The sequence below is a fragment of the Mesorhizobium denitrificans genome, from assembly GCF_003403035.1.
GTDB classification, from domain to species: Bacteria; Pseudomonadota; Alphaproteobacteria; order Rhizobiales; family Rhizobiaceae; genus Mesorhizobium_G; species Mesorhizobium_G denitrificans.
Genome location: NZ_QURN01000006.1, coordinates 211026 through 230147, shown reverse-complemented (window position 1 = coordinate 230147; position 19122 = coordinate 211026). Strand labels below are relative to the sequence as shown.

Annotated in this window: 24 protein-coding genes and 1 tRNA gene; 21 read left to right on the top strand and 4 right to left on the bottom strand. The window is 53.4% G+C overall.

Going from position 1 to position 19122, the window contains the following annotated elements; all coding sequences use genetic code 11:
• The first annotated feature begins 31 nt into the window (after positions 1 to 31).
• The 18 genes from DY251_RS09740 (at position 32) to DY251_RS09655 (ending at position 13247) form a co-directional block, all read left to right on the top strand.
• Positions 32 to 1153 carry a tyrosine-type recombinase/integrase gene (locus tag DY251_RS09740; protein WP_245415910.1) on the top strand — a complete coding sequence of 374 codons (1122 nt, stop codon included), beginning with the start codon at positions 32 to 34 and terminating at the stop codon, positions 1151 to 1153.
• Positions 1150 to 1632 (top strand): hypothetical protein, encoded by a 483-nt coding sequence (locus DY251_RS09735; RefSeq protein ID WP_147307434.1) that lies wholly within the window; start codon positions 1150 to 1152, stop codon positions 1630 to 1632. Before DY251_RS09740 ends, DY251_RS09735 begins: the two co-directional genes overlap by 4 nt.
• A gap of 80 nt (positions 1633 to 1712) precedes the next feature.
• Positions 1713 to 1907, top strand: coding sequence for a transcriptional regulator (locus tag DY251_RS09730; RefSeq protein ID WP_147307433.1), 195 nt, complete (start codon positions 1713 to 1715; stop codon positions 1905 to 1907).
• 128 nt (positions 1908 to 2035) lie between these two features.
• Positions 2036 to 4429, top strand: coding sequence for a phage NrS-1 polymerase family protein (locus DY251_RS09725; protein ID WP_147307432.1), 2394 nt, complete (start codon positions 2036 to 2038; stop codon positions 4427 to 4429).
• A gap of 719 nt (positions 4430 to 5148) precedes the next feature.
• Positions 5149 to 5442, top strand: coding sequence for a hypothetical protein (locus tag DY251_RS09715; RefSeq protein WP_116623684.1), 294 nt, complete (start codon positions 5149 to 5151; stop codon positions 5440 to 5442).
• A complete protein-coding gene (locus tag DY251_RS09710; RefSeq protein ID WP_116623683.1) occupies positions 5439 to 5816 on the top strand; it encodes a hypothetical protein in 378 nt (125 codons plus the stop codon). Before DY251_RS09715 ends, DY251_RS09710 begins: the two co-directional genes overlap by 4 nt.
• Positions 5817 to 5829: 13 nt before the next feature.
• Positions 5830 to 6663: a hypothetical protein gene (locus DY251_RS09705; RefSeq protein ID WP_116623682.1), complete on the top strand. Its 834-nt coding sequence runs from the start codon at positions 5830 to 5832 to the stop codon at positions 6661 to 6663.
• Between the two features lie 11 nt (positions 6664 to 6674).
• Positions 6675 to 7070 carry a hypothetical protein gene (locus DY251_RS09700; RefSeq protein WP_116623681.1) on the top strand — a complete coding sequence of 132 codons (396 nt, stop codon included), beginning with the start codon at positions 6675 to 6677 and terminating at the stop codon, positions 7068 to 7070.
• A 102-nt stretch (positions 7071 to 7172) separates the two neighbouring features.
• Entirely contained in the window at positions 7173 to 7394 is a 222-nt protein-coding gene (locus DY251_RS09695; RefSeq protein WP_116623680.1) for a hypothetical protein, read from the top strand.
• 71 nt (positions 7395 to 7465) lie between these two features.
• Positions 7466 to 7735: a hypothetical protein gene (locus DY251_RS09690; protein ID WP_147307431.1), complete on the top strand. Its 270-nt coding sequence runs from the start codon at positions 7466 to 7468 to the stop codon at positions 7733 to 7735.
• A 3-nt stretch (positions 7736 to 7738) separates the two neighbouring features.
• Complete coding sequence (locus DY251_RS09685; protein WP_116623678.1) at positions 7739 to 9391, top strand: phage tail tape measure protein; 1653 nt, start codon at positions 7739 to 7741, stop codon at positions 9389 to 9391.
• Positions 9392 to 9731: 340 nt separating this feature from the next.
• The gene (locus tag DY251_RS21275) at positions 9732 to 9980 is read left to right on the top strand and encodes a hypothetical protein (protein ID WP_147307430.1); all 249 of its coding nucleotides are present in this window, start codon (positions 9732 to 9734) and stop codon (positions 9978 to 9980) included.
• Between the two features lie 178 nt (positions 9981 to 10158).
• On the top strand, positions 10159 to 10362 hold the full coding sequence (locus tag DY251_RS09680; protein ID WP_147307429.1) for a hypothetical protein: 204 nt from the start codon (positions 10159 to 10161) through the stop codon (positions 10360 to 10362).
• Between the two features lie 365 nt (positions 10363 to 10727).
• Positions 10728 to 11114, top strand: a complete 387-nt coding sequence (locus DY251_RS09675) for an ester cyclase (protein ID WP_116623834.1) — start codon at positions 10728 to 10730, stop codon at positions 11112 to 11114.
• Between the two features lie 75 nt (positions 11115 to 11189).
• Complete coding sequence (locus DY251_RS09670; protein ID WP_116623676.1) at positions 11190 to 11564, top strand: hypothetical protein; 375 nt, start codon at positions 11190 to 11192, stop codon at positions 11562 to 11564.
• Between the two features lie 220 nt (positions 11565 to 11784).
• Positions 11785 to 12315 (top strand): DUF3159 domain-containing protein, encoded by a 531-nt coding sequence (locus tag DY251_RS09665; RefSeq protein ID WP_116623675.1) that lies wholly within the window; start codon positions 11785 to 11787, stop codon positions 12313 to 12315.
• Between the two features lie 5 nt (positions 12316 to 12320).
• A complete protein-coding gene (locus DY251_RS09660; protein WP_199498811.1) occupies positions 12321 to 12776 on the top strand; it encodes a thermonuclease family protein in 456 nt (151 codons plus the stop codon).
• A gap of 9 nt (positions 12777 to 12785) precedes the next feature.
• The gene (locus DY251_RS09655; protein WP_116623674.1) at positions 12786 to 13247 is read left to right on the top strand and encodes a hypothetical protein; all 462 of its coding nucleotides are present in this window, start codon (positions 12786 to 12788) and stop codon (positions 13245 to 13247) included.
• A gap of 525 nt (positions 13248 to 13772) precedes the next feature.
• Here the strand turns inward: DY251_RS09655 and DY251_RS21270 are convergent.
• The 3 genes from DY251_RS21270 to DY251_RS09640 all read right to left on the bottom strand — a co-directional run bounded on the left by DY251_RS21270 (position 13773) and on the right by DY251_RS09640 (position 15304).
• A complete protein-coding gene (locus DY251_RS21270) occupies positions 13773 to 14585 on the bottom strand; it encodes a hypothetical protein (protein ID WP_147307428.1) in 813 nt (270 codons plus the stop codon).
• A gap of 186 nt (positions 14586 to 14771) precedes the next feature.
• Positions 14772 to 14846 (bottom strand) — tRNA-Glu (locus tag DY251_RS09645).
• 74 nt (positions 14847 to 14920) lie between these two features.
• The gene (locus tag DY251_RS09640) at positions 14921 to 15304 is read right to left on the bottom strand and encodes a fimbrial protein (protein WP_116623672.1); all 384 of its coding nucleotides are present in this window, start codon (positions 15302 to 15304) and stop codon (positions 14921 to 14923) included.
• Between the two features lie 21 nt (positions 15305 to 15325).
• Here DY251_RS09640 and DY251_RS09635 point away from each other — a divergent pair, with 21 nt between their 5' ends.
• Both DY251_RS09635 and rpoH read left to right on the top strand, forming a co-directional pair.
• Positions 15326 to 16354 carry an RluA family pseudouridine synthase gene (locus DY251_RS09635; protein ID WP_116623671.1) on the top strand — a complete coding sequence of 343 codons (1029 nt, stop codon included), beginning with the start codon at positions 15326 to 15328 and terminating at the stop codon, positions 16352 to 16354.
• A 228-nt stretch (positions 16355 to 16582) separates the two neighbouring features.
• The gene (gene rpoH / locus DY251_RS09630; protein WP_116623670.1) at positions 16583 to 17491 is read left to right on the top strand and encodes an RNA polymerase sigma factor RpoH; all 909 of its coding nucleotides are present in this window, start codon (positions 16583 to 16585) and stop codon (positions 17489 to 17491) included.
• A gap of 43 nt (positions 17492 to 17534) precedes the next feature.
• On the opposite strand, the gene DY251_RS09625 is transcribed toward rpoH, so the two are convergent.
• Positions 17535 to 18050 carry a gamma-glutamylcyclotransferase gene (locus tag DY251_RS09625; protein WP_116623669.1) on the bottom strand — a complete coding sequence of 172 codons (516 nt, stop codon included), beginning with the start codon at positions 18048 to 18050 and terminating at the stop codon, positions 17535 to 17537.
• Between the two features lie 48 nt (positions 18051 to 18098).
• On the opposite strand from DY251_RS09625, the gene DY251_RS09620 reads away from it, so the two are divergent.
• Positions 18099 to 19109, top strand: a complete 1011-nt coding sequence (locus tag DY251_RS09620; RefSeq protein ID WP_158553242.1) for a DUF2125 domain-containing protein — start codon at positions 18099 to 18101, stop codon at positions 19107 to 19109.
• Positions 19110 to 19122: the final 13 nt, after the last annotated feature.

The window sequence follows — 19122 nt, the reverse complement described above, 5'->3', positions numbered from 1 at the left end:
CATTGGCTACCGCAAGAACCGCACATGCGGCGTGTGGTGTGTCCGTCGTTATGAAGGCGATGGGCACTATTCGCTGGAAACGTTCGCGACCGCCGATGATACGGCTGACGCAAATGGTAAGGACGTTCTAGATTTCTGGCAGGCACAAGATCACATCCGCGACCTTCACAAGAAAGCTGGCGAACCGAAAAGGCCAATCACCGTCGCGGACGCCATCGCTGACTATTTAACATGGATGGAAGGACATCGAAAATCTGCACAGGATGCGCGCTATCGTGCAGAAGCGTTGATCATCCCTACCCTCGGCAAAACCCAAGTCGCCGATCTGACGGCAAAGGATATTCGCGACTGGATTCAAAAGCTGATTAAGACGCCCCCTCGCCTGCGTTCAAAGAAAGGCAGCGAACCTAAGTTCCGGGAAATGCCTAGCGATGATCCCGACGCGCTGCGCAAGAGGAAAGCCACGGCAAATCGAACTGCAACGATTCTAAAAGCGGCATTGAACCATGCTTTCCGTGAGGGTCACGTTTCATCTGACATAGCTTGGCGTAGAGTCGAACCGTTTGAAGGCGTCGACGCGGCGCGCGTGCAATGTCTTGAAGTGAAGGAATGCCAACGTCTCGTGAACGCATGCGAACCGCCATTTCGCCAGCTTGTGCAAGCCGCGTTGGAAACCGGCGCACGTTATAGCGAACTGGCGGCGATGAGAGTTGCCGACTTTCATTCTGACAACGCAACTGTGACCATCCGCCAAAGCAAATCGGGCAAACCACGGCACATTATTCTGACCGACGATGGTGCAGAACTCTTTAAGCGACTGACTGCCGGTCGAGCCGGATCAGAGACGTTGTTCTTTAAGGAGGACGGCAGCGCATGGGGCGACTGCCATCAGCTTCGACCAATGGCAGCGGCGTGCAAGAACGCCAAGATTTCACCACCCGTCGGATTTCACGGTCTTAGGCACACGTGGGCGTCGTTGTCGGTTATGGGCGGAATGCCGTTGATGGTAGTTGCTCGCAATTTAGGACATGCCGACACGCGGATGGTCGAGAAGCATTACGGTCATCTTGCGCCGTCGTATGTTGCCGAAGCAGTTCGCGCATCCGCGCCGCGCTTCGGTTTCGCGAAAGATAATTTGGCGGTGCTAAGATGACGAAGCGAAATCCAGCATTGCCTAAACTGACTCCATGGGGTGAGATGAGCCGAACCGTCTACGCGATGTTGGAAACAGGGCTCAACAAGGAGTCTTCCAGCATAAGTGTGCATGCTTTCCGAGAGTTTAGGCGAGGTAAAATCGATCGTATCGTGAGCGAGTTGAGGGCGATGGGTTTGGACGTTGATGCTGACATGGTTCTAGCGTCGTCGAAGAAACCGGGCGGTCAAAAGGACGCCGCTGTTCATCACGCCGTGGAGATATACGTAGCATTTGAGCAACGTCGAAAACTGAATCTACCTCATGACCCTTGGCTTTCGACCGCATCGAAATCCGAGATGGTTGAGCGAGCTTGCCAATGCGCCAAGGGCTCTTTTGATGGTGATATAGACAGCGACGCTGTACGTGAAGCAATAAAGAACCTTGCAAGAAAGCAGCGCAAAGAGGCGTCGCGCCGGCAAAACAAACGCAGGGTTTGAATACGTTATTCGTACCCTCCCGACACAGTCCACTGTTGTGTCATTTGTTGCTCATCGCAGTCAAAGACACGGAGCAACAAATGGAAACGGACCGCCTAACCCTCAAGGAATTTCTCGCCAAATGGAAGCTTTGCCGCGCTAGCTATTACAACTTGCGCAAGTACGGTCGAGCCCCCCGCGACATGCTTATCGGCAACAAAATTTTCATTTCAAAGCAGGCCGAGGCTGACTGGATCGCCGCAAACGAGCGCGATCACGGCGCGCAAGCGGCATAAGAAAAAGGCGCGAACCGAGCATCGCGCCTTTTTTATCCAAGTTCATCAGAAACACAGTTGCGAATGCAACGCAAGTGCAGTTGTGGTTATAGAGAGCCGCGCGCGCACTGTCAATCGGAGCGCCCCAAGTGTCGATCTTCTCACGAAAACAATTCATTTGCTGGATGGAAGTCCCGGAGACAGGGAAAAAGCCGCGCAAGGTTCCTTGCCATCCAGAACACGGTTACGAAATTAGCGCCCATGACCCTGACAATTGGATGTCGCACGCCGACGCTCAAGCGGCAGCACAGAAATATAGTCGCCGTGTCGGTTTCGTTCTGTGTGACGACGACCCATACTTTTTCTACGATCTCGACGCTTGCCGTGATCATGCGACGGGCAACTACACCCCGGAAGCGTATGAGATTCTGAAATCCTTCGCCGACTTGGGTGCGGCTGCGGAAGTGTCGATCAGCGGGACCGGCTATCACGTCATGGGGCGCTGCGATCAGCAGCTTTTGAAGGATCGCGCGCACAAGTTCGATTCGCCCGGACGCAGTGGAGAAAAGTGGCAGGAATTTTACACGACAAAAAGATTCGTCGCGCTTGGTTACGGTTTCAGCGGCGACTTTGATGTCGATTGCAGCGCCCAACTCTTGCAACATGTGCCGACCAAGGAACAAGCGGGAGAGGTCGATTTCGACGGCGAGTTTGACCCACGATACACGGGACGCGATTGGAGCATCGAAAAGCTAAAAGACAAGATGTTGGCGGCCAGTGATCGCCAGTCCGCTGCACCCCTGTTCAACGGACCTTTGCCAGTCGGCGCGGAGAAAATTCCACTAAGAGCATTTTGGGTAGGTAGCGAGATAATTCTCGCGCAACGATATGCGTCCAGCAACGATGCGTTTGATCGTAGTGCGGCGCTGATGGCGTTCCTCCATCACCTTGCTTTTTGGTGCGGTCGGAATGCCGATCTGATGAACAGGGTATTGCGAGAGTCGCCTTTCTGGAACAATTACACGAAGCGCCACGGTCGCGATGCCTTATTGCGTGACGAAATCGAAGATGCGCGAGCGCGCGTTGATAGAGTCTATGACTTCGGCACACCTGACAGAGAAAACCCACGGCCTTTGTACACGCTCGCTGAAATGGAAGCGCATCTAGTTATGGTAGGCGGAACATATACCGTCGATCTGCAAACGAAAGAAGCATACCTCAACAAAGCAGCAGCCGTTGTTTATGCAGCGTGCGAAACTGAAACCATTGATGACAAGGGAAAACCAAAGAGTATTCCGGCCCTTCCAGTTTGGATCAAGAGCAAGTCAGCAAAATTCGCTCAAGTAGCGACGTGGCGTCCAAACCATTCTCCGTTTTGTGCTTCTCCTGATGGGAAATCGGGCGTCAACCTATGGCGTGGTTTCGATTTGATGTTGCCGCCGCTTGACTATGAAAAACGGATCAAGTCGTTCCTCGATCTGGTCAAGTATCTATTTCCCGTTGAGGAAGAAAGCCGGCTGTTTCTTCAATGGCTCGCGCATGCCTTTCAGCATCCTGACATCCTACCACATTTCGGATTCTTCCACGTCTCGCCGATCACGGGAACGGGACGCGGCACACTTGCAGAAATCATCAGCGAAACTTTTAAAGGGTACGTCGCGCTTAGCTGCCAACCAGAGATGCTTTTGGGGACAGGGTTTAACGGGCCGCTATCACAAAAAATCTTCGCGATTGTGGATGAAATCCGGATAGGAACGGGCGGCAAGTACGATCGTATCGACGCTGTCAAATCTATGCTGACCGCCTCCCACCGCGTTATCAACAATAAATATGGTGCGATGGTCGTCGAGCAGAATTGCACCCGATGGTTTGTGTGTTCGAACCATGACGACGGGATGGCATTTGACGAAACAGATCGACGTTGGGTTTTCATCAAAGGTCCGGACCACAAGCTCGAAGAAAGCTTTTATGCCGAACTTCATCGTCTCAAGCACGATCCGCTATTCATCGCGTCGATTCAGACATTCTTGTATATGTATTCGCTTGAGGGCTTCAATCCCGGTATGCACGCCCCACGAAACGAAATGCGGGCCGTTGCGCTAGATTCCTTGAGAAGCGAAGCCGAAAAAGCAGTCATCGACTTCGCGGCGAATTGGCCCGGTGATCTTGCCGGTATGTATGATCTTAAAAGTTATATTGCGTCCCGGACCGATGAAATGCCGAAGGACGCTGCTTTGAACCACATGGTGCGGCGGGCAGGAATTCGACAAACCGGAATACAGTTAAGGCGCACCACCGATAAATGGTGCGGCGTGCTTATCGTTAACACGGCGATCAACAAAGATGACATCGCCAAGATGGCTCCTAGCACCATCAAACAGCAGATTATCGACGCTGCAAACGCATTTAGGAATGCACAGATGGCGGCGGACAATGACTACGGCGGTGTGGGTAGTGTGGGTAACGGTATATTAGCTCCACAGTTACCCACACGGTTTGATCCCCAATTAATTCCTGCGTTCTCCCGCAATTCGTGTGGGTAGTGTGGGTAGTGTGGGTAGATTCTTAAATATGTGAAAAGCAAAGGATCGGAATTTTAGAAATCAAAACTGTGAGCGTCATAGGTATATGTTTGCCCACTATGGGATTTTACCCACACACCCACACGCTTCGATTAAAATATCTAACTATTACAATTACTTCCCCACGTGTGGGTATCCATCGTCTATCCACACATAAAACGAATAAGAATTTGGCAACAAATTATTCTTCAAAATTGGCATAATCAAAAATGGGAGCTTAAATTGTGTTTTGGAAAATATCACTAGGAACGGTGATACTATTTGTTGGGTTAGTCTCTACCCAAGCTTTCGCTAAGGTCATTAGATGCACAGAGAATGCGTGTACGATCGAAGAAGCGGACGGAATCAAGAGAGAGTTATCTCTTGAGGAAGTCAGCGCCATTAAACGAGACGATTCTCGCGACGCGTTGGAAAACGTAAAGTGCAAGTGGTCCGATAATCCCGAAGAATGTCAGCGCATGCTCAGAGCATTGCACAAACTCTTTCCGCTGTAATTTGGAACACGACCAGCTTTTGATTCGCCCTCGCCGATGCCGTGGATCATAATCACTTGGCGCTGATACAAGGCGCAAACGAACGCTGTTTGCATAGTCCTTAGACTAATCTTCCCAATTACTTAGCGACCGCCGACCGTGCTAGTGTCTTACGAAAGACCCAACTTAGCGCGAAAAAGGTCGAAAATGAGCGAAATTACCGCAATCGAACGTCTGGACGGTCGGACCAACCTTGCGCGTCAGGTCAAGGAAACGCTTGCCGGTTGGGCTGACGACTTTCGCGGCGTCCCGTTGACCGGTGACATCCTGATTTACGCACGGCGCGCCGCCATTTTGATTGCTTGGATCGAAAGCGCAGAACGCGAATGGATTAACGACGCCAAGCCTCTCCCTGCGAGTTATCCGGCGATGCTCACCCGTTTAGAATCATTGCTGGCAAAACTCGACCGCTATCGCCGGTTTCAGGGGCTTGCCGCATGAGCGACGATCTTGATCCGAAAACTCTGATGGCGGCGCTGGCGACATTGATCGCCGCGAACCCCGTCGATGCGCTTGCTGCTATCGCAGTGAGTGACGGACGACCCGTACCGGAGAAGCTTCGAAGTCTGCCGGACGCGGTAAAGTTTTCCATCGCCTCAATCAAGTTTGACCGGTTCGGCGCACCTACAATCACCATGCATTCCAAGACCGCCGCTATCGAATTAGCCGGTCGCGCTTTGGCGATTTGGAGTGATCGGACTGTAATCGAAGACGCGCGCCGCCCGCCAGTTACTGACCACGGCGCTTTGAGCGGCATGACCACGCAAGAAAAAGCCGAAGCTTTCGCCGCAATGGTTAATTCTGGTCCACACTGAAAGGAATTCTAAAATGGATAATTTTGAAACGATTTTGCGACGCGTCGTGCAGGCTCTAGCACCGGATGCCAGTCACACCGCTTCCGAACTTTCCGACCTTATCGCGGAAGCGGGAAGGCGCGTCGCGGATATTCAAGGATACCTTGACGACGAACACAAATTTATCGGCGATCCCACCATTGATTTGAACAAATCAGTCGTTGCGCAAAGCGCTTTGTATGAAGGCGAAGTCGAACTTGAAAAAATGCGCAACGCCATTCCGCGCCTTGAGGTATTGCGCGATGCGCGACAGGAAAGCGAAGATCGCGCCGCCAAACTTGCCGCCCGCGCGTCGGCAGCGGAAAGTTACGAAAGCTGCCTCAAAAAGCTTCACGCGCTCGCACCGCAATTTGAAAAGGCGGCGGCGACGATCACAGCCTATTCGATTGCGAACCGGAATATGATCGACGCGCATCGGGCATTGGATGACGAGCCGCCGTTGGTCGAAATCAGCGTCGATCACGCGGGCATATCCGGAGATTTGGCTGCACAGCTTGAGCGTGTCGCGAAGGCGATGACCGAAGCCGTCAACAAGCGCGAGCAATTGGACGCCGCCGCGAAGGCGTATCGTGACGAAACACCGGCGCGCCTACGGCGTGAACGATTGGCGCGCGACGCGGAACGAGCGGCCTTCGATGCCGACCATCGGTGCATTCTCGATGGGTTTGGCAAGATCGCCGTACCCGCCGCGATGGCCGCAGCACGTCGAACGATTCTCGACGGCGGCACATTTGAACAAGCCGCGCGCGCTGGTGCAGAAGCCGCACGCGCATTCGTTGAAGCCGCGAAAGCAAAACAGGCAGCATAAGGAATTAGACAATGCTTAATAACCGACCTTCCGACGAATTTATTGATGAGGAAAAGCGCGTCCGCGTGGGGCTTTTCGCAAGCGACGCCGCGCCGACGCTATCGCCATCTGATCCGGCATATTGGGCCGACTTCGAACAAAAGCGACAGGCTGATGAAGCCGCAAGGATGGCCGAATATCGCGCAATCGGCGAAGTGACGACGAATCCACAGCTTGCGCTTCAACGTGTCGAACAACAGCAGCGCGATGCGCGCGCAACGTTCGATTCGATGTCGCGTGATCACACCGCGTTGGACGCCGAATATGCGAACTACTCCCGGAGCCTTGGCGGCCAGCCCGCACCGGTTCGCGATAGCGCCGCGCTGGACAACGAATATCTGGCCTATTGCCGGTCATTCGGCAGTTAACGAACGATGCCCGCCGGACGTGGACTGGCGGGCAATTGGCGCGGGGCGGTGTGGTTTTTTACCCATTTTCCACACCGCCACGCTGCCACAAGGGAACGACAAATGAGCAAGATCAGCGATGAATTGGAAGGCTGTGCCAACTACGATGAATTGATCGGGCGATTAAGCGCACTGGCACAATTGAACTATGACCGGGAAGCAAGCGAGTGCGCCGCGATCATGTTGATCAAGCGTTGCGTTCAAGCTGGCGGACATATCAATGATGATCTTCGTTTGTCTGATGCTGCCAAAGAGGCAGCGCGCTATCTGCGCGGAAGGCATTAACGATGGTCATCAGAATCCCGATTTCGCCAGAGCAACTTGAAGGCGTTGGGCCGAACGATTGGCCTTTTCCTATGACCGACGTGTTCGAAATGATCATGGACGCGCAACCAAGTGCGGGAGAGAGGTTTGAGGCGGCTCTACGCTTGGTCAAGACGTCAGACGATCCCATGACGGTCGCTAGCGCCGCGCTCTACGCCCAAAAGGTTGTTATCGGATTCTGCGATCCAACCTTTGACCTTTCCAAAATCTGCACCGTGAACATGGCTCGAAAGCACATAGAACAGATGCGGCGTGATCCCGAAGTTGCAGAACGCTTTAACCGATATTTTGTAGGGATTTGACCGATGACCATCGCATCCGAACTGATCACTCTTTTAGGATTTTCTATTGAAGGCGAATCTAATTTAAGGAAATACAAGCGCCAGCAACAGAGTATCGAGCGCGATACCACGGCGCATGTCGGTCGAATGAACAAGATTGGCGGGATAAGCACCGGTGTGCTTGCTGGCGGTGCGTTGGCCGTCGCCGCCGCTGGCAAACGAGCATATGACGCATGGTTGCCGGTAGAATTGCGGCTGGCGCGCATTGCCCTGAATTCGGGAAAATCCACAAAAGAGGTTCCCGGAATGTTTGCGCGGATCAGTGAACTTGCGCAAAGATTCGGCACGACAACCGACATCGTGACCGCGGGTTTGGAAAATCTGGTTGCGAAGGGCGCTGATGTCGAAGATGCGTTTTCGACATTGCCGGACATCCTGACCACCACGCAAGGCTTCGGCGTGGAAATAGGTGACGCCGCCGACACGGCTTACAAACTTCGCGATGCTTTCAGGTTGACCAAGGAAGAAGCTCAACAGCTATCGGATGTTTTGGGCGCGTCCGGTCAGGCCGGACAATTTGAATATAAGGATTTTGCACAGTTCGCGCCCGGACTCTCAAATCTTTACGCGGCTGTGAGCGGTAGCACCGGCATAACCGGCGTCAAGGAATTGACCGCAATCGCGCAGATGCACCGTGAAGATACCGCGACCAGCGGAGAAGCCGCGACGGGTATCGAAAATTGGTTGAGCAAGGCCTATGCCGAGCAAACGCAGAAGGCGTTTAAAGAACACGGCATTAATTTGCGGAAATCGATGAAAAAGCGGCTCGACGCGGGTCAGGACTTTTTCAGTGCGTACATGGACATCACCGACAAGGCGATAGGCGGTGATGTCGGTCGTGTCGGTGAACTTTTTCCTGACATGCAGGCGCAGACTTTTGTCAGGTCCGGTCTGACCAGCCGCGACCGATATGCACACTATCGCGCGGTTGTTGACGATCCCGATGTTGCAGGCACAGCGACACGCAATGTCAACGCCGTGCTTGATCTGCAAATCACCAAGGTCGAAAAGCTGACGGAAAAATGGAACAGCCTCTGGGTTACCTTAGGCGCAAAAATTTCCGGTCCTGTCGGTGGCGGTTTGGACGCGATCATCAATCAGATCAATGACCCCGCCGACCTTGAAAGCGGGTTGCGTAAACGTGGATATTCGGGCGCTGGGCTGTTCGCCAAACAATTCTTTATGACGCCTATGGAGATGAAAGAAATCATCGCCGAGGAACGGGCTTTACGTTCTGGCAAACCGCTGCCGCCGAAAGATGCGGCTGGCGGCGATTCGATGGTGAAACGCAAATACGTCATGCCCGCAAAGCCGACCGCTTCCGTCGTTCCCGCCGGTCGTGACTTTACCGCTGAAAGCCCGATGTCAACGATTGCGAAGATGATCGCCGGGATGGACGCACATTTGGCAAAAATGACGGGTGATGCTCCCGTCAACGCCGCGATCACCGACAGCCGCACCGACAATCGAAATCAGTCGGTCAACGTCACGTCATCAGTTGTGCAAAATATCTCGCAACCAACGGCAGCACCGGGCGCGGTCGGCAGTGCCACCAATGCGGCGGTTAGCGGCGCGGTCCAGCAAGCGGCAAGAATCCAGCAAGAACCGGCGCAATAAAAAAACCCGACCGCCGCATGTGGGAATGACGGCGGTCGGGCCGGACGCCTTGGGAGGTATCCCTAGGCGATGAAACATAATCGCCAAAACCGGACCAACGCAATCATAATTCCACGCGACGGCCACGCTGCACTGTGATAATAATGAGGTCTGCGTGCCGCTCTGCACCGCTGCGCTCTGCTGCGCGTCGCACCGCTACGCATCGCAACTCAACGCGACGAAAGCCGGTCATCTCTAACGGGATGGCCGGTTTTTATCTGGTTTGAAGTATCCGCCCGCGCTCACGATCACGGCGCAATAGTTCGGCCTCGCGGATTATCGTTAGAAATGTCAGGAGAGGTTGCACGCTCTGTCAAATGTTGGCGGGATAAATGATGAACCGGAATATGGGGGGAAGATGTTAAGTCGATTTGCGGGCGATCCCGCCACCCTTGCAGTGCTAACCGATGTGCTGGAAACGGTGATCCGTTACCGTAAATTGCAAACCCGCGAACAGCACGATGACTGCGCAAGTGAACTGCTCGCCTTCTATCACAGCGGGGTAGAGGAACGCGGCGAACTTCTAAGCTGTATGGGCGTAAATAATTGACCACACGGCCACTGACCGGTTGGTCAATACGGCGTGAATTTAACGATCACAATAGCTTAGCGGTTAGGGGCGTTTGGTGTTGCTGGATTTGGCAACATCTTGGCAACACGGGCCACCAAATGACGTTGACGGGATAGGATCAGAATCCCATTCTCGACCGATGCTGACCAAGAATCAAATGTCGCTGTTATCGGCCATCACCTTCACGATGAAGGGCGCAAACGCCGACTATATTACCGACACGTTCGGCTTTGATCCGGATGATATTGCCGTGCTTCGCTCGCGAGGTTTCGTAAGGGTTATGCGCGGCAAGGTTTACGGAACAAGCGCGGGCGCGGAATGGCTGGACAATCATTACGCGCATGGCGATCAATCCCCTTGACGATGTGATAATGTTCCTATTTTGTTCTGGTCATTATGATCAGACGAACCGAACCGCAATGGAAAACTGATGAAGCATATTTTCCCGTTCGTGTGCGGTTTCGAGTGCCGCCGTTCGGCCTAGGTAAACTGACATGGCCGATGCTGGAATGGTTGGATGGCGAAGTTGGACGCGGCGACTATGCTTGGCACAGTGCGGGCAGAAACGTTGATCGCGACCGGTTCGCAATTCATTTTCGTCATCCCAATCCGGCGTCGGCTTTTGTGTCTGCTTTCCCGACACTGGAAATAGCTGACGATACGACGGCGGTCACGTACACGTCGCCAAGATTGCCATATCGTCCGAAATCAGAGACTGATTGTCCGATGACCCCCGACGAACTTCGCCAAATCTATCGTGGTTATATTGACTGCCTGAATGCGCAGGATTGGAAGCGGCTAGGGGAATTTGTCGGTGACGCGGCGGAATACAACGGCACAGCCATCGGCCTCGCAGGCTATGAAAAGATGCTGATCCGGGATTTCCGGGCAATTCCCGATTTGCGTTTCAACATTGATTTTGTGATTGCCGAACCACCACACATCGCAAGCCGTCTCAAATTTGAATGCACGCCGCACGGCATGCTTTTTGACATCCCGGTCAACGGGAAGCGCGTGAGATTCACGGAAAACGTGTTCTATGAATTTAAAGACCGCCGCATTCGCAAGGTATGGTCAATCATCGACAGGGCGGCAATTGCTGCACAGGTTTAGACGGCGATTTATCTTGCGCTTTTTGATTGACGACGCGAGATTGATCACGCGGGCGTGAAGAAATTGGAGAGTGTCATGTCGGGTTTCGCGAAATTCCTTATTGTTCTGCTTTTTCCTTTGACGCTCGCGGCATGTTCTACGACCGACAATGATCGCGTGGCGGATCAAAACAAATGCTCATCGTACGGTTTTGAGCCGGGAACTGATGGCTTCGCAAACTGCATGATGAAGCGCGATAACCGTCGTGCAGATCAGCAAACTGATCAACAAAAGACGATGACTTGGTTGGAACAGCAGGATCAACAGGCGCAACAGCGCCGACAGGCAAACGACGATATCGATCCGCGTCCAGCTTTCGACAAAAACGGGAATCCGAATTTCGATGCGCAGGGCAATTACATTGGATGCCATGGCGTCGGTTGTATGGTGGACGACCCGGACAATAATTAGTCCGGCGTAAGCGCACCATCATGATTTAATTGTCCGGCCCGGCAAATTGGGTTTCGGAGTGCCGGGCCGGGTTCGCGACCAATACTCAACGCAGCCGCAATTTCGATCATCCGAAAATCAAGTTATTAAGCGCTTAACCGCGTGAGGTGACTTTCCTTGCGCCGCCACCCGTTTCTGTGATCATCGACAATACAGCGATTGCCAATCAAAAGGATTCCAGATGAACATTTTGCTGGCATTTTCACCATTCATTGCTTTTGCCGTGATTGAACGCCTGATTGGACCCATTGAGGGTTTGATCGCCGGTGCAGCGGTTGCGGCAATCTTGATATTCCGGGAATGGTCCGCCAAACGGTCGCCCAAAATTCTGGAAATTGGAACATTCCTGCTTTTTGCGGCGTTGGCCCTGTACGCGCTTATTTTCGGGCTGGATTGGCCGCTTTTTGGCGTAAGGCTTGCAGTAGATTTTGGGCTGTTTTTAATCGTGCTGATTTCCATGATCATCAGAAAGCCGTTCACCGTACAATACGCAAAAGAGGAAGTGCCAAGCACGGTTTGGAATCATCCGGAATTCTTGCGAAAGAATATGGTCATTACGGCAGTTTGGGCGTTGGCGTTCGCCGTAATGGTTGTCGCGGATTATATTCTATTGACCCGCCCCGACATATCCCGCCGTGTGGGCATCATCGCCACAATTGCCGCGTTGGTCGGGGCGTTCAAATTTACAAATTGGTATCCGTCGCGGAATTAACTGCGATGCGGCGGTTAACGTTTGCCATTCTCGGATTCCTGGCATTGCCCGGCGTGGGGATGGCCGCGCCTGCATGTGGCCTTTATCAATACCGCGCCGAAATTACCGATGTTTACGACGGTGACACGGTGACAGCGGACATCGACCTTGGCTTCAACACATGGCGGCGCGGGGAACGGCTCAGGCTATTCGGGATCGACACGCCGGAATTGAGAGGTCCAGATCGCGCAATGGGATTGGCCGCTCGCGACGCTTTGCGATCCCGCATTCTCGGCAAGCGTGTGATCATCTGCACGATAAAGGATGACAAATCACCGGTCGAACAGCGCGAGAAATATGGACGCTATCTCGCGAAAATCTACGTCGATGACGAACTGATAAATGATTGGCTTATCCGGGAAGGATTTGCACGCTCATATTCCGGCGGTGCACGTCAACTATTTTCAGTTCCGGCGGAGTAGGCGACTTAAATGACGAATAAGCAGATTCTGAATACGGCAAAGTATGGTTCAATCTTAATTTTTGCACTGCCGTTTTTGATTTATATCCTTTTTCCAGAAAAATGGTTGCCTTTGGATGCTCTTTCATCTGCAATCCAGAGAGACAAATGTATCGGCGCTGCCGCTAGGATGGCATCAATCAACACGGTTTTTCTTGTCCCGGTTTTCATGATCTTGGCGATTGTGTTTCTATTTTCGGCGTATAAAAAGGTAATTATAAATGCATGGCCATTATATTTCTTGAGTTCTCTAAGTATATTTTTCGCTATTGACATTTATATGCATGGGATGGCGGGGGTTTCGGAAATTTTATTTAAAGTTGCGTGCCGCGGCCCGTTCTGGTTGCTTGGGATATACAGCATATTCGCGAGCGGGATCGGAAACGTCGGAATCCAACTATTCTTAAAGGCGGTTCAATCAAGGACGCGCTAAGACCTCGTTGGAAGATTCGGTTGTAATTTGCGTGACTAATTGCCCAACGAAGGGAACACTATGAGGCGTGTGACTTGAACGGTACGAAGCTTGCCGTACAGAAGTGCGCAATCATTTGTCTGTTGGTTTTGCAGGCGTTCGGTTTCGTTATTATCGCGAATGACAAGATGATTTTGTGGGACACAAAATCTTATACAGATCGTTCAATCGCTGTCGAATTGCACTGCTTTTGGATTTCGGTAGTGGCGATATTCACGGTGTATATGTATTGGAGGTTTGACGAACATAACGCCGCTCTCAACGCTCGCAGAGACAGCCCCTTATATGTCGATCCCGTTGTATTGAGGTGGCTTCAAATTTTTGGCTTGGCGGTAATATCAATCGCCATAGTCGTTGTGCGATAAGGCCAGCAGTGTACATCCTGAAACCCGGCATCAAGTAAAATCCCGAAAAGCGTTGGGCGCTACCGGATCGCATTTTCTTCGGTCATAGCGCGTATGCGATTCTGGCGGGCTTATTTCTGAATCATTGAGTTTCGCCGCGTAAAATGGATTCGCGTATCATTGCGTCCGATGCGTGCAGAAGCGCTATCAATTTATCGATTTCGGATCGGAGAACGACGGCGCCAATCCCATAGGAAAGGTCCGATTTTGGAGACAATGTACAAAATATTGCATCGATCGGTTTGGGGCCACCTGATGTTCGGGTACAGATAAATCTTAATTCAAGCGTTGGGTCGAGAGAATATGCGTTGAACGACCTTGCACTCAACGAGGGAACAACGCGAAATGATTTCGTGTTTTCTGCATTAGGATTTTGATTATCTCTGAAAAGTTGCGCATGTCGCGCATTCAGCTTACCGTGAATTCGAATAAAGCCGGGAAAGGCGTTATCTATCAGTCTGGTTTCGAGCGAACTACCAAATGCCTCGCTGCATATCCTGCGATGCCACTCTAGCTGAATGCCGCTGGTTTTTAAGAAATGCTCACAATTCGCATCGTAACTTACGCGTGTTTGACGAAGATCAAAAAAGACAACCTGCCCTCCAATTCTCTCCGAAAGTGGAATTGAACAAAAGTCTGGTTTTGAAACCGTTTTCAGCGTCTCGTGCTTCAGTAAACCATCGGTTCCAAGATAACTGTAGTTGCCCATCGGCGCGAGTGGCACCATCAACCGAACATTTTCTGGAAGGTCAATTAACGCGTATCCATCGCGACAACGTTCGCGGTTGACTGTTTTGGACAGAGTGAGAGTATCCGTTTGTACTTGAGATTTTGCTGAAAAGCTCTGTGATACAATTGCGATAAAAAGTGCAAAGGCAAAAAGAACTTTCTGCATCAAGGTCTCAAACCCTCATTTCGGATGTAACGGGGTAGGTCGGCGTGTACATTATGGTACTGGTCGTTTGCATATTTCAATCCAATTCCACCAACTGTCCAAATCTGTATATGGGACAAATGTTGGACACGCAGGATTTAATAGCCTGCCACCGTGAAAATAATCTAATCATTTCAAGGATTTACTTGGTACGCCCAAGGGGAATCGAACCCCTGTTTGCGCCGTGAGAGGGCGCCGTCCTGACCGCTAGACGATGGGCGCAGCTAGAATGCGGATATAGGCAATATGCTCAGTGTTGGCAACACAGAGCGAGAAGGAAATCTTCGCTCAATCGCTCACTCTGCTGAGATGTCGAAACGGCCGATCATGCGGCCACTCGCAAGGTCATAAAGATAGATAGCGCGCGAGCCGTCTGCGCGCTCAACCTGCAACGAAACCCTGTCCCCAGAGAGCGATTGCGAAAGAATACGCGCGTCTGCAGGCAGCGCAATCTTGCCTTCGAGCAACCCGCCATCTGCTGGCACGGCAAGCTCCTGCGTTGTCGGACGCGGTGGAACAGCCGTGCGCGACTTGTAGACAATCGCGCCGACCACAGCCATAAGGGCGACGAACAGCAGTCCAAGATTGACCCCCATAAAGCGGATCATCTTGCGCCGTACATTTTCAACCGCCGGGTCCAGCGGCTTATCGTCTTCATTGTCGAAAGCAGGATTCGTCATGCAAAAAATCGTCCAGTGCGAATGAGCGCCCCTGATAGCGAAGTGACAACAGGATTGATAGTGCTGACTGCGTCAACTGAAGATGCTGGTCAGCGGCTCGATCAATGGCTGGCGGGCAAGCTTGCACCGCAGCTTTCGCGCAGCCGCATTCAGGCTTTGATCAAGCAAGGCGCGATCAAGCTGGATGGCAACCCGGTTTCGGAAGTGCGCCACAAGCTCAAGGCTGGCGAGTCGCTTACAATCGAAGTACCCGAGCCGGAGCCTGCTGAACCTGTGGGCGAAGATATTCCGCTCGATATCCTCTACGAAGACAACGAACTCATCGTCATCAACAAGCCAGCGGGTCTGGTGGTGCATCCCGGCGCGGGCAATTGGACCGGCACGCTCGTCAACGCCTTGATTCATCATTGCGGCGACAGCCTTTCCGGCATCGGCGGTGTGCGACGGCCCGGTATAGTCCATCGGCTGGACAAGGATACGAGCGGCGTATTGGTCGCGGCGAAAACCGATCGCGCGCACAAATCGCTCTCAGCGGCCTTTGCAGATCATGGTCGTGACGGCGAGCTTGAGCGCGCTTATGTGGCGCTTGTCTGGGGCGCGCCGGAGCGCCCGACAGGAACGATTGACGCGGCTCTTGGCCGGGCGGCAGATCGCGTACGCCGCGCCGTAGTGCGAGAAACGCGGGACGACGCGCGCCACGCAGTTACGCATTTCACCGTTCTGGAGCGTTTCGGCGTTCAAAAGGATGGAAGTTTCATGGCCTCGCTTGTCGAATGCAGGCTGGAGACTGGGCGAACGCATCAAATTCGCGTTCACATGGCCCATATCGGCCATCCCCTCGTTGGCGATCGCGACTATGGGCAGGCGTTTCGCACAAAGGCAAACCGCTTGCCGGAGCCCTTGCAGCAGATGGTAAAGGACTTCCCACGCCAAGCCCTGCATGCCCGCCTGCTTGCGTTCGAACACCCGACAACCCATATGAATATGAGTTTTGAGGCACCTATTCCCGAGGATATGGCAAATCTCATCGACGGGTTCCGAAAGCTCTAGGGTCGGGCCCTAGCCATTCAAATTGATGCGAGGGTCAATTTTCCTGACTGGCCTCGCGAAGCCGCAAATGTAATTCTGTTCTCGATGGGAACAGATGTTGAACTTTGCAATTTCATTCCTATCTAAGCTTGTTGCACGGCGCTGAGGAAGCCCTGCTTTTTTTCAGGCGTGCTCCATGCCTGCCTTGTAGGGGGCGTGGAATTTCAGAATTGGAGGGGTGCTAATAAAATGGCCCAGTCATTGCCAAGTATCGTTTCGGGCGAAGGCGGACTTTCCCGCTATCTCGAAGAAATCCGTCGCTTTCCCATGCTCCAGCCGCAGGAAGAGTATATGCTCGCCAAGCGCTATCATGAGCATCAGGACACGAAAGCGGCGCACAAGCTTGTAACCAGCCATCTGCGGCTCGTAGCGAAGATCGCTATGGGTTATCGCGGCTATGGCCTGCCCATCGGCGAAGTTATTTCCGAGGGCAATGTCGGCCTGATGCAGGCGGTCAAGAAGTTCGAACCGGACCGTGGCTTCCGTCTCGCAACCTATGCGATGTGGTGGATCAAAGCCTCGATTCAGGAATATATCCTGCGCTCGTGGAGCCTCGTGAAAATGGGTACCACAGCCAACCAGAAGCGCCTGTTCTTCAATCTCCGCAAGGTGAAAGGCAAGATTCAAGCTCTGGAAGATGGCGACCTGCGCCCAGATCAGGTGAAAGAGATTGCCACCAAGCTGAACGTCTCCGAGGAAGAGGTGGTTTCGATGAACCGCCGCCTTTCCGGCGACGCTTCGCTAAATGCTCCGATCCGCGCCACTGAAGGCGAGTCGGGCGAATGGCAGGACTGGCTGGTCGACGACCATGACAGTCAGGAAGAAATGCTGATCGAGCAGGACGAGTTGGACAATCGCCGCGCGATGCTGGAAAGCGCGCTGGGCGTGCTAAACGACCGTGAGCGTCGCATTTTCGAGGCTCGGCGTTTGTCGGAAGACCCGATGACGCTGGAGGATTTGTCGACCGAGTTCGACATCAGCCGCGAGCGTGTGCGCCAGATCGAAGTGCGCGCCTTTGAAAAGGTGCAGGAAGCGGTTCAGGCTTCTGCAAAGAAGCAGGCGCAATCCTTGCGAACCATCGACGCGCAACCTGCCTGACGGTTTAACATTCACAAAAAGCCGGGCCTCGTGCCCGGCTTTTTTATGCCAGTTGCGCCGCTACGCGCTCCAGCCAATGATCGCGGATGCCGAGCGCTTCAAGGTGCTTGATGGTGGAAAGCACATAATCGGGATTCGCCCCGCTTTGTCCGGTAGCGTCACGCACGATCTCGGCAGCATGCAACTCGTCCATCCGACCCGCATACTGCTCATGCTTGGGATCGGCGACATATGTAACGGCCTCGACCTGTCTGCCATCGGCAAGCCGCACCTGTAGCTGACGCTCCAGATAGACATTCGTGACGAGTTCGCGCTCGCGCAGATACCCAATCACCTCGTCGCGCAATTCGCCCGGCACGCGAAACGCCAGTCCCACGCAGGAGCCACCGCGATCCAGACCGAGCACAAGGCCGGGCCGCTCACGCGTTCCCCGGTGCACCCACGACTTGACGCAAAGCGAGCGACGATAGCCAGACAGCCGCGCGCGACTTGTCTCGACATGCGCGAATCCGGGATTCCAGATCAGAGAACCATAGCCAAAAACCCAAAAATCGCCCATATCGCAACGCCTGATCCGAACTCACGTTCGACCTACGAAAGAGCCAGCATGTCGTCAAGCGAAGCGCCGCGTTCAAGAAGCAGCCGCCGATTTCTGTGGCTCACCCTATTCATTCTGGTTCTCTTCGGTGGATATTCCGCAGGATGGTATTGGTTAGCCAACCGAGCCACCGAGCGCGTCGACGAAACGATTGCAAAGCTCAACGGAGATGGCCGCGCGGCCACCTGCGAAAACCGGACAATCAGCGGCTTTCCTTTTCGCCTCGGCCTGACCTGTGACAGTGTGGCCTATGAAGACGACCTCAACAAGATTGCGGTGACGGCTGGAGGCTTGCGTACGGCAGCGCAGGTTTACGATCCGCTCAGGACAATCGGAGAATTGGATGGACCACTGCGCATCGACGCGCCCGGCATCACACCGCTTTTTATCGAGTGGGATTCCTTGCGCTCCAGCGCACGACTAGCACGACCGATACCCGCTCTGATTTCGGTTGAGGCCACGGGATTGTCGGCTGTCTCCGATCCTGATGATGAGACGGACCCGGTGGAGTTCTTCAGCGCAGAACAGGCGGAAGCGCATCTGCGCCCCAACGGTTCCGATCTGGATTGGGCAGGCAGCTTCAAGCAGTTGGAAATCGATCCGGCTGCGGTTGGCAATCGCACCCTGCCGGTATTCGACGGCGAAGGTGACGCCACGGTGAAGAATGGCGTTGCCTTGATCCAGTCGCGCCCGAAGAGCCTGCGAGGCCAGTCGGTCGAAATCCGGAATCTGGCACTGTCGTCTGGCGAAGCTAAAATGACATTGAGTGGCCCGATTGCCATCGACACGACAGGCAAAGTGGACGCCACGCTCAGCCTCGCGATGGAAAACCCCGCTGCTGCTTCGGCAATATTCCAGGCAGCAGTGCCGGAACGCTCAAAAGAAATCGGTCAGGCGTTTGGCGCGCTTGGAATGCTTGGAGACAAACCGACAATCCCGATCAAGATCGAGAAGAGCAAGGTCAAACTCGACCTCCTGTTCGGCTCAATCACGCTTGGTCAATTACCGTCAGTGGAGTGAGAGGTTTTTACCC

Bases quoted from the DNA above. Each gene is read 5' to 3' on its own strand.
- DY251_RS09670 (WP_116623676.1), top strand. From the start codon at position 11,190: ATGTCGGGTTTCGCGAAATTCCTTATTGTTCTGCTTTTTCCTTTGACG.
- DY251_RS21270 (WP_147307428.1), bottom strand. From the start codon at position 14,585: ATGCAGAAAGTTCTTTTTGCCTTTGCACTTTTTATCGCAATTGTATCA.
- DY251_RS09685 (WP_116623678.1), top strand. From the start codon at position 7,739: ATGACCATCGCATCCGAACTGATCACTCTTTTAGGATTTTCTATTGAA.
- DY251_RS09635 (WP_116623671.1), top strand. From the start codon at position 15,326: ATGAGCGCCCCTGATAGCGAAGTGACAACAGGATTGATAGTGCTGACT.
- DY251_RS09730 (WP_147307433.1), top strand. From the start codon at position 1,713: ATGGAAACGGACCGCCTAACCCTCAAGGAATTTCTCGCCAAATGGAAG.
- DY251_RS09715 (WP_116623684.1), top strand. From the start codon at position 5,149: ATGAGCGAAATTACCGCAATCGAACGTCTGGACGGTCGGACCAACCTT.
- DY251_RS09710 (WP_116623683.1), top strand. From the start codon at position 5,439: ATGAGCGACGATCTTGATCCGAAAACTCTGATGGCGGCGCTGGCGACA.
- DY251_RS09655 (WP_116623674.1), top strand. From the start codon at position 12,786: ATGACGAATAAGCAGATTCTGAATACGGCAAAGTATGGTTCAATCTTA.
- DY251_RS09700 (WP_116623681.1), top strand. From the start codon at position 6,675: ATGCTTAATAACCGACCTTCCGACGAATTTATTGATGAGGAAAAGCGC.
- DY251_RS09675 (WP_116623834.1), top strand. From the start codon at position 10,728: ATGACCCCCGACGAACTTCGCCAAATCTATCGTGGTTATATTGACTGC.
- DY251_RS09680 (WP_147307429.1), top strand. From the start codon at position 10,159: ATGTCGCTGTTATCGGCCATCACCTTCACGATGAAGGGCGCAAACGCC.
- DY251_RS09660 (WP_199498811.1), top strand. From the start codon at position 12,321: ATGCGGCGGTTAACGTTTGCCATTCTCGGATTCCTGGCATTGCCCGGC.
- DY251_RS09735 (WP_147307434.1), top strand. From the start codon at position 1,150: ATGACGAAGCGAAATCCAGCATTGCCTAAACTGACTCCATGGGGTGAG.
- DY251_RS09625 (WP_116623669.1), bottom strand. From the start codon at position 18,050: ATGGGCGATTTTTGGGTTTTTGGCTATGGTTCTCTGATCTGGAATCCC.
- DY251_RS09640 (WP_116623672.1), bottom strand. From the start codon at position 15,304: ATGACGAATCCTGCTTTCGACAATGAAGACGATAAGCCGCTGGACCCG.
- DY251_RS09690 (WP_147307431.1), top strand. From the start codon at position 7,466: ATGACCGACGTGTTCGAAATGATCATGGACGCGCAACCAAGTGCGGGA.
- DY251_RS09620 (WP_158553242.1), top strand. From the start codon at position 18,099: ATGTCGTCAAGCGAAGCGCCGCGTTCAAGAAGCAGCCGCCGATTTCTG.
- DY251_RS09705 (WP_116623682.1), top strand. From the start codon at position 5,830: ATGGATAATTTTGAAACGATTTTGCGACGCGTCGTGCAGGCTCTAGCA.
- DY251_RS09695 (WP_116623680.1), top strand. From the start codon at position 7,173: ATGAGCAAGATCAGCGATGAATTGGAAGGCTGTGCCAACTACGATGAA.
- rpoH (WP_116623670.1), top strand. From the start codon at position 16,583: ATGGCCCAGTCATTGCCAAGTATCGTTTCGGGCGAAGGCGGACTTTCC.
- DY251_RS09665 (WP_116623675.1), top strand. From the start codon at position 11,785: ATGAACATTTTGCTGGCATTTTCACCATTCATTGCTTTTGCCGTGATT.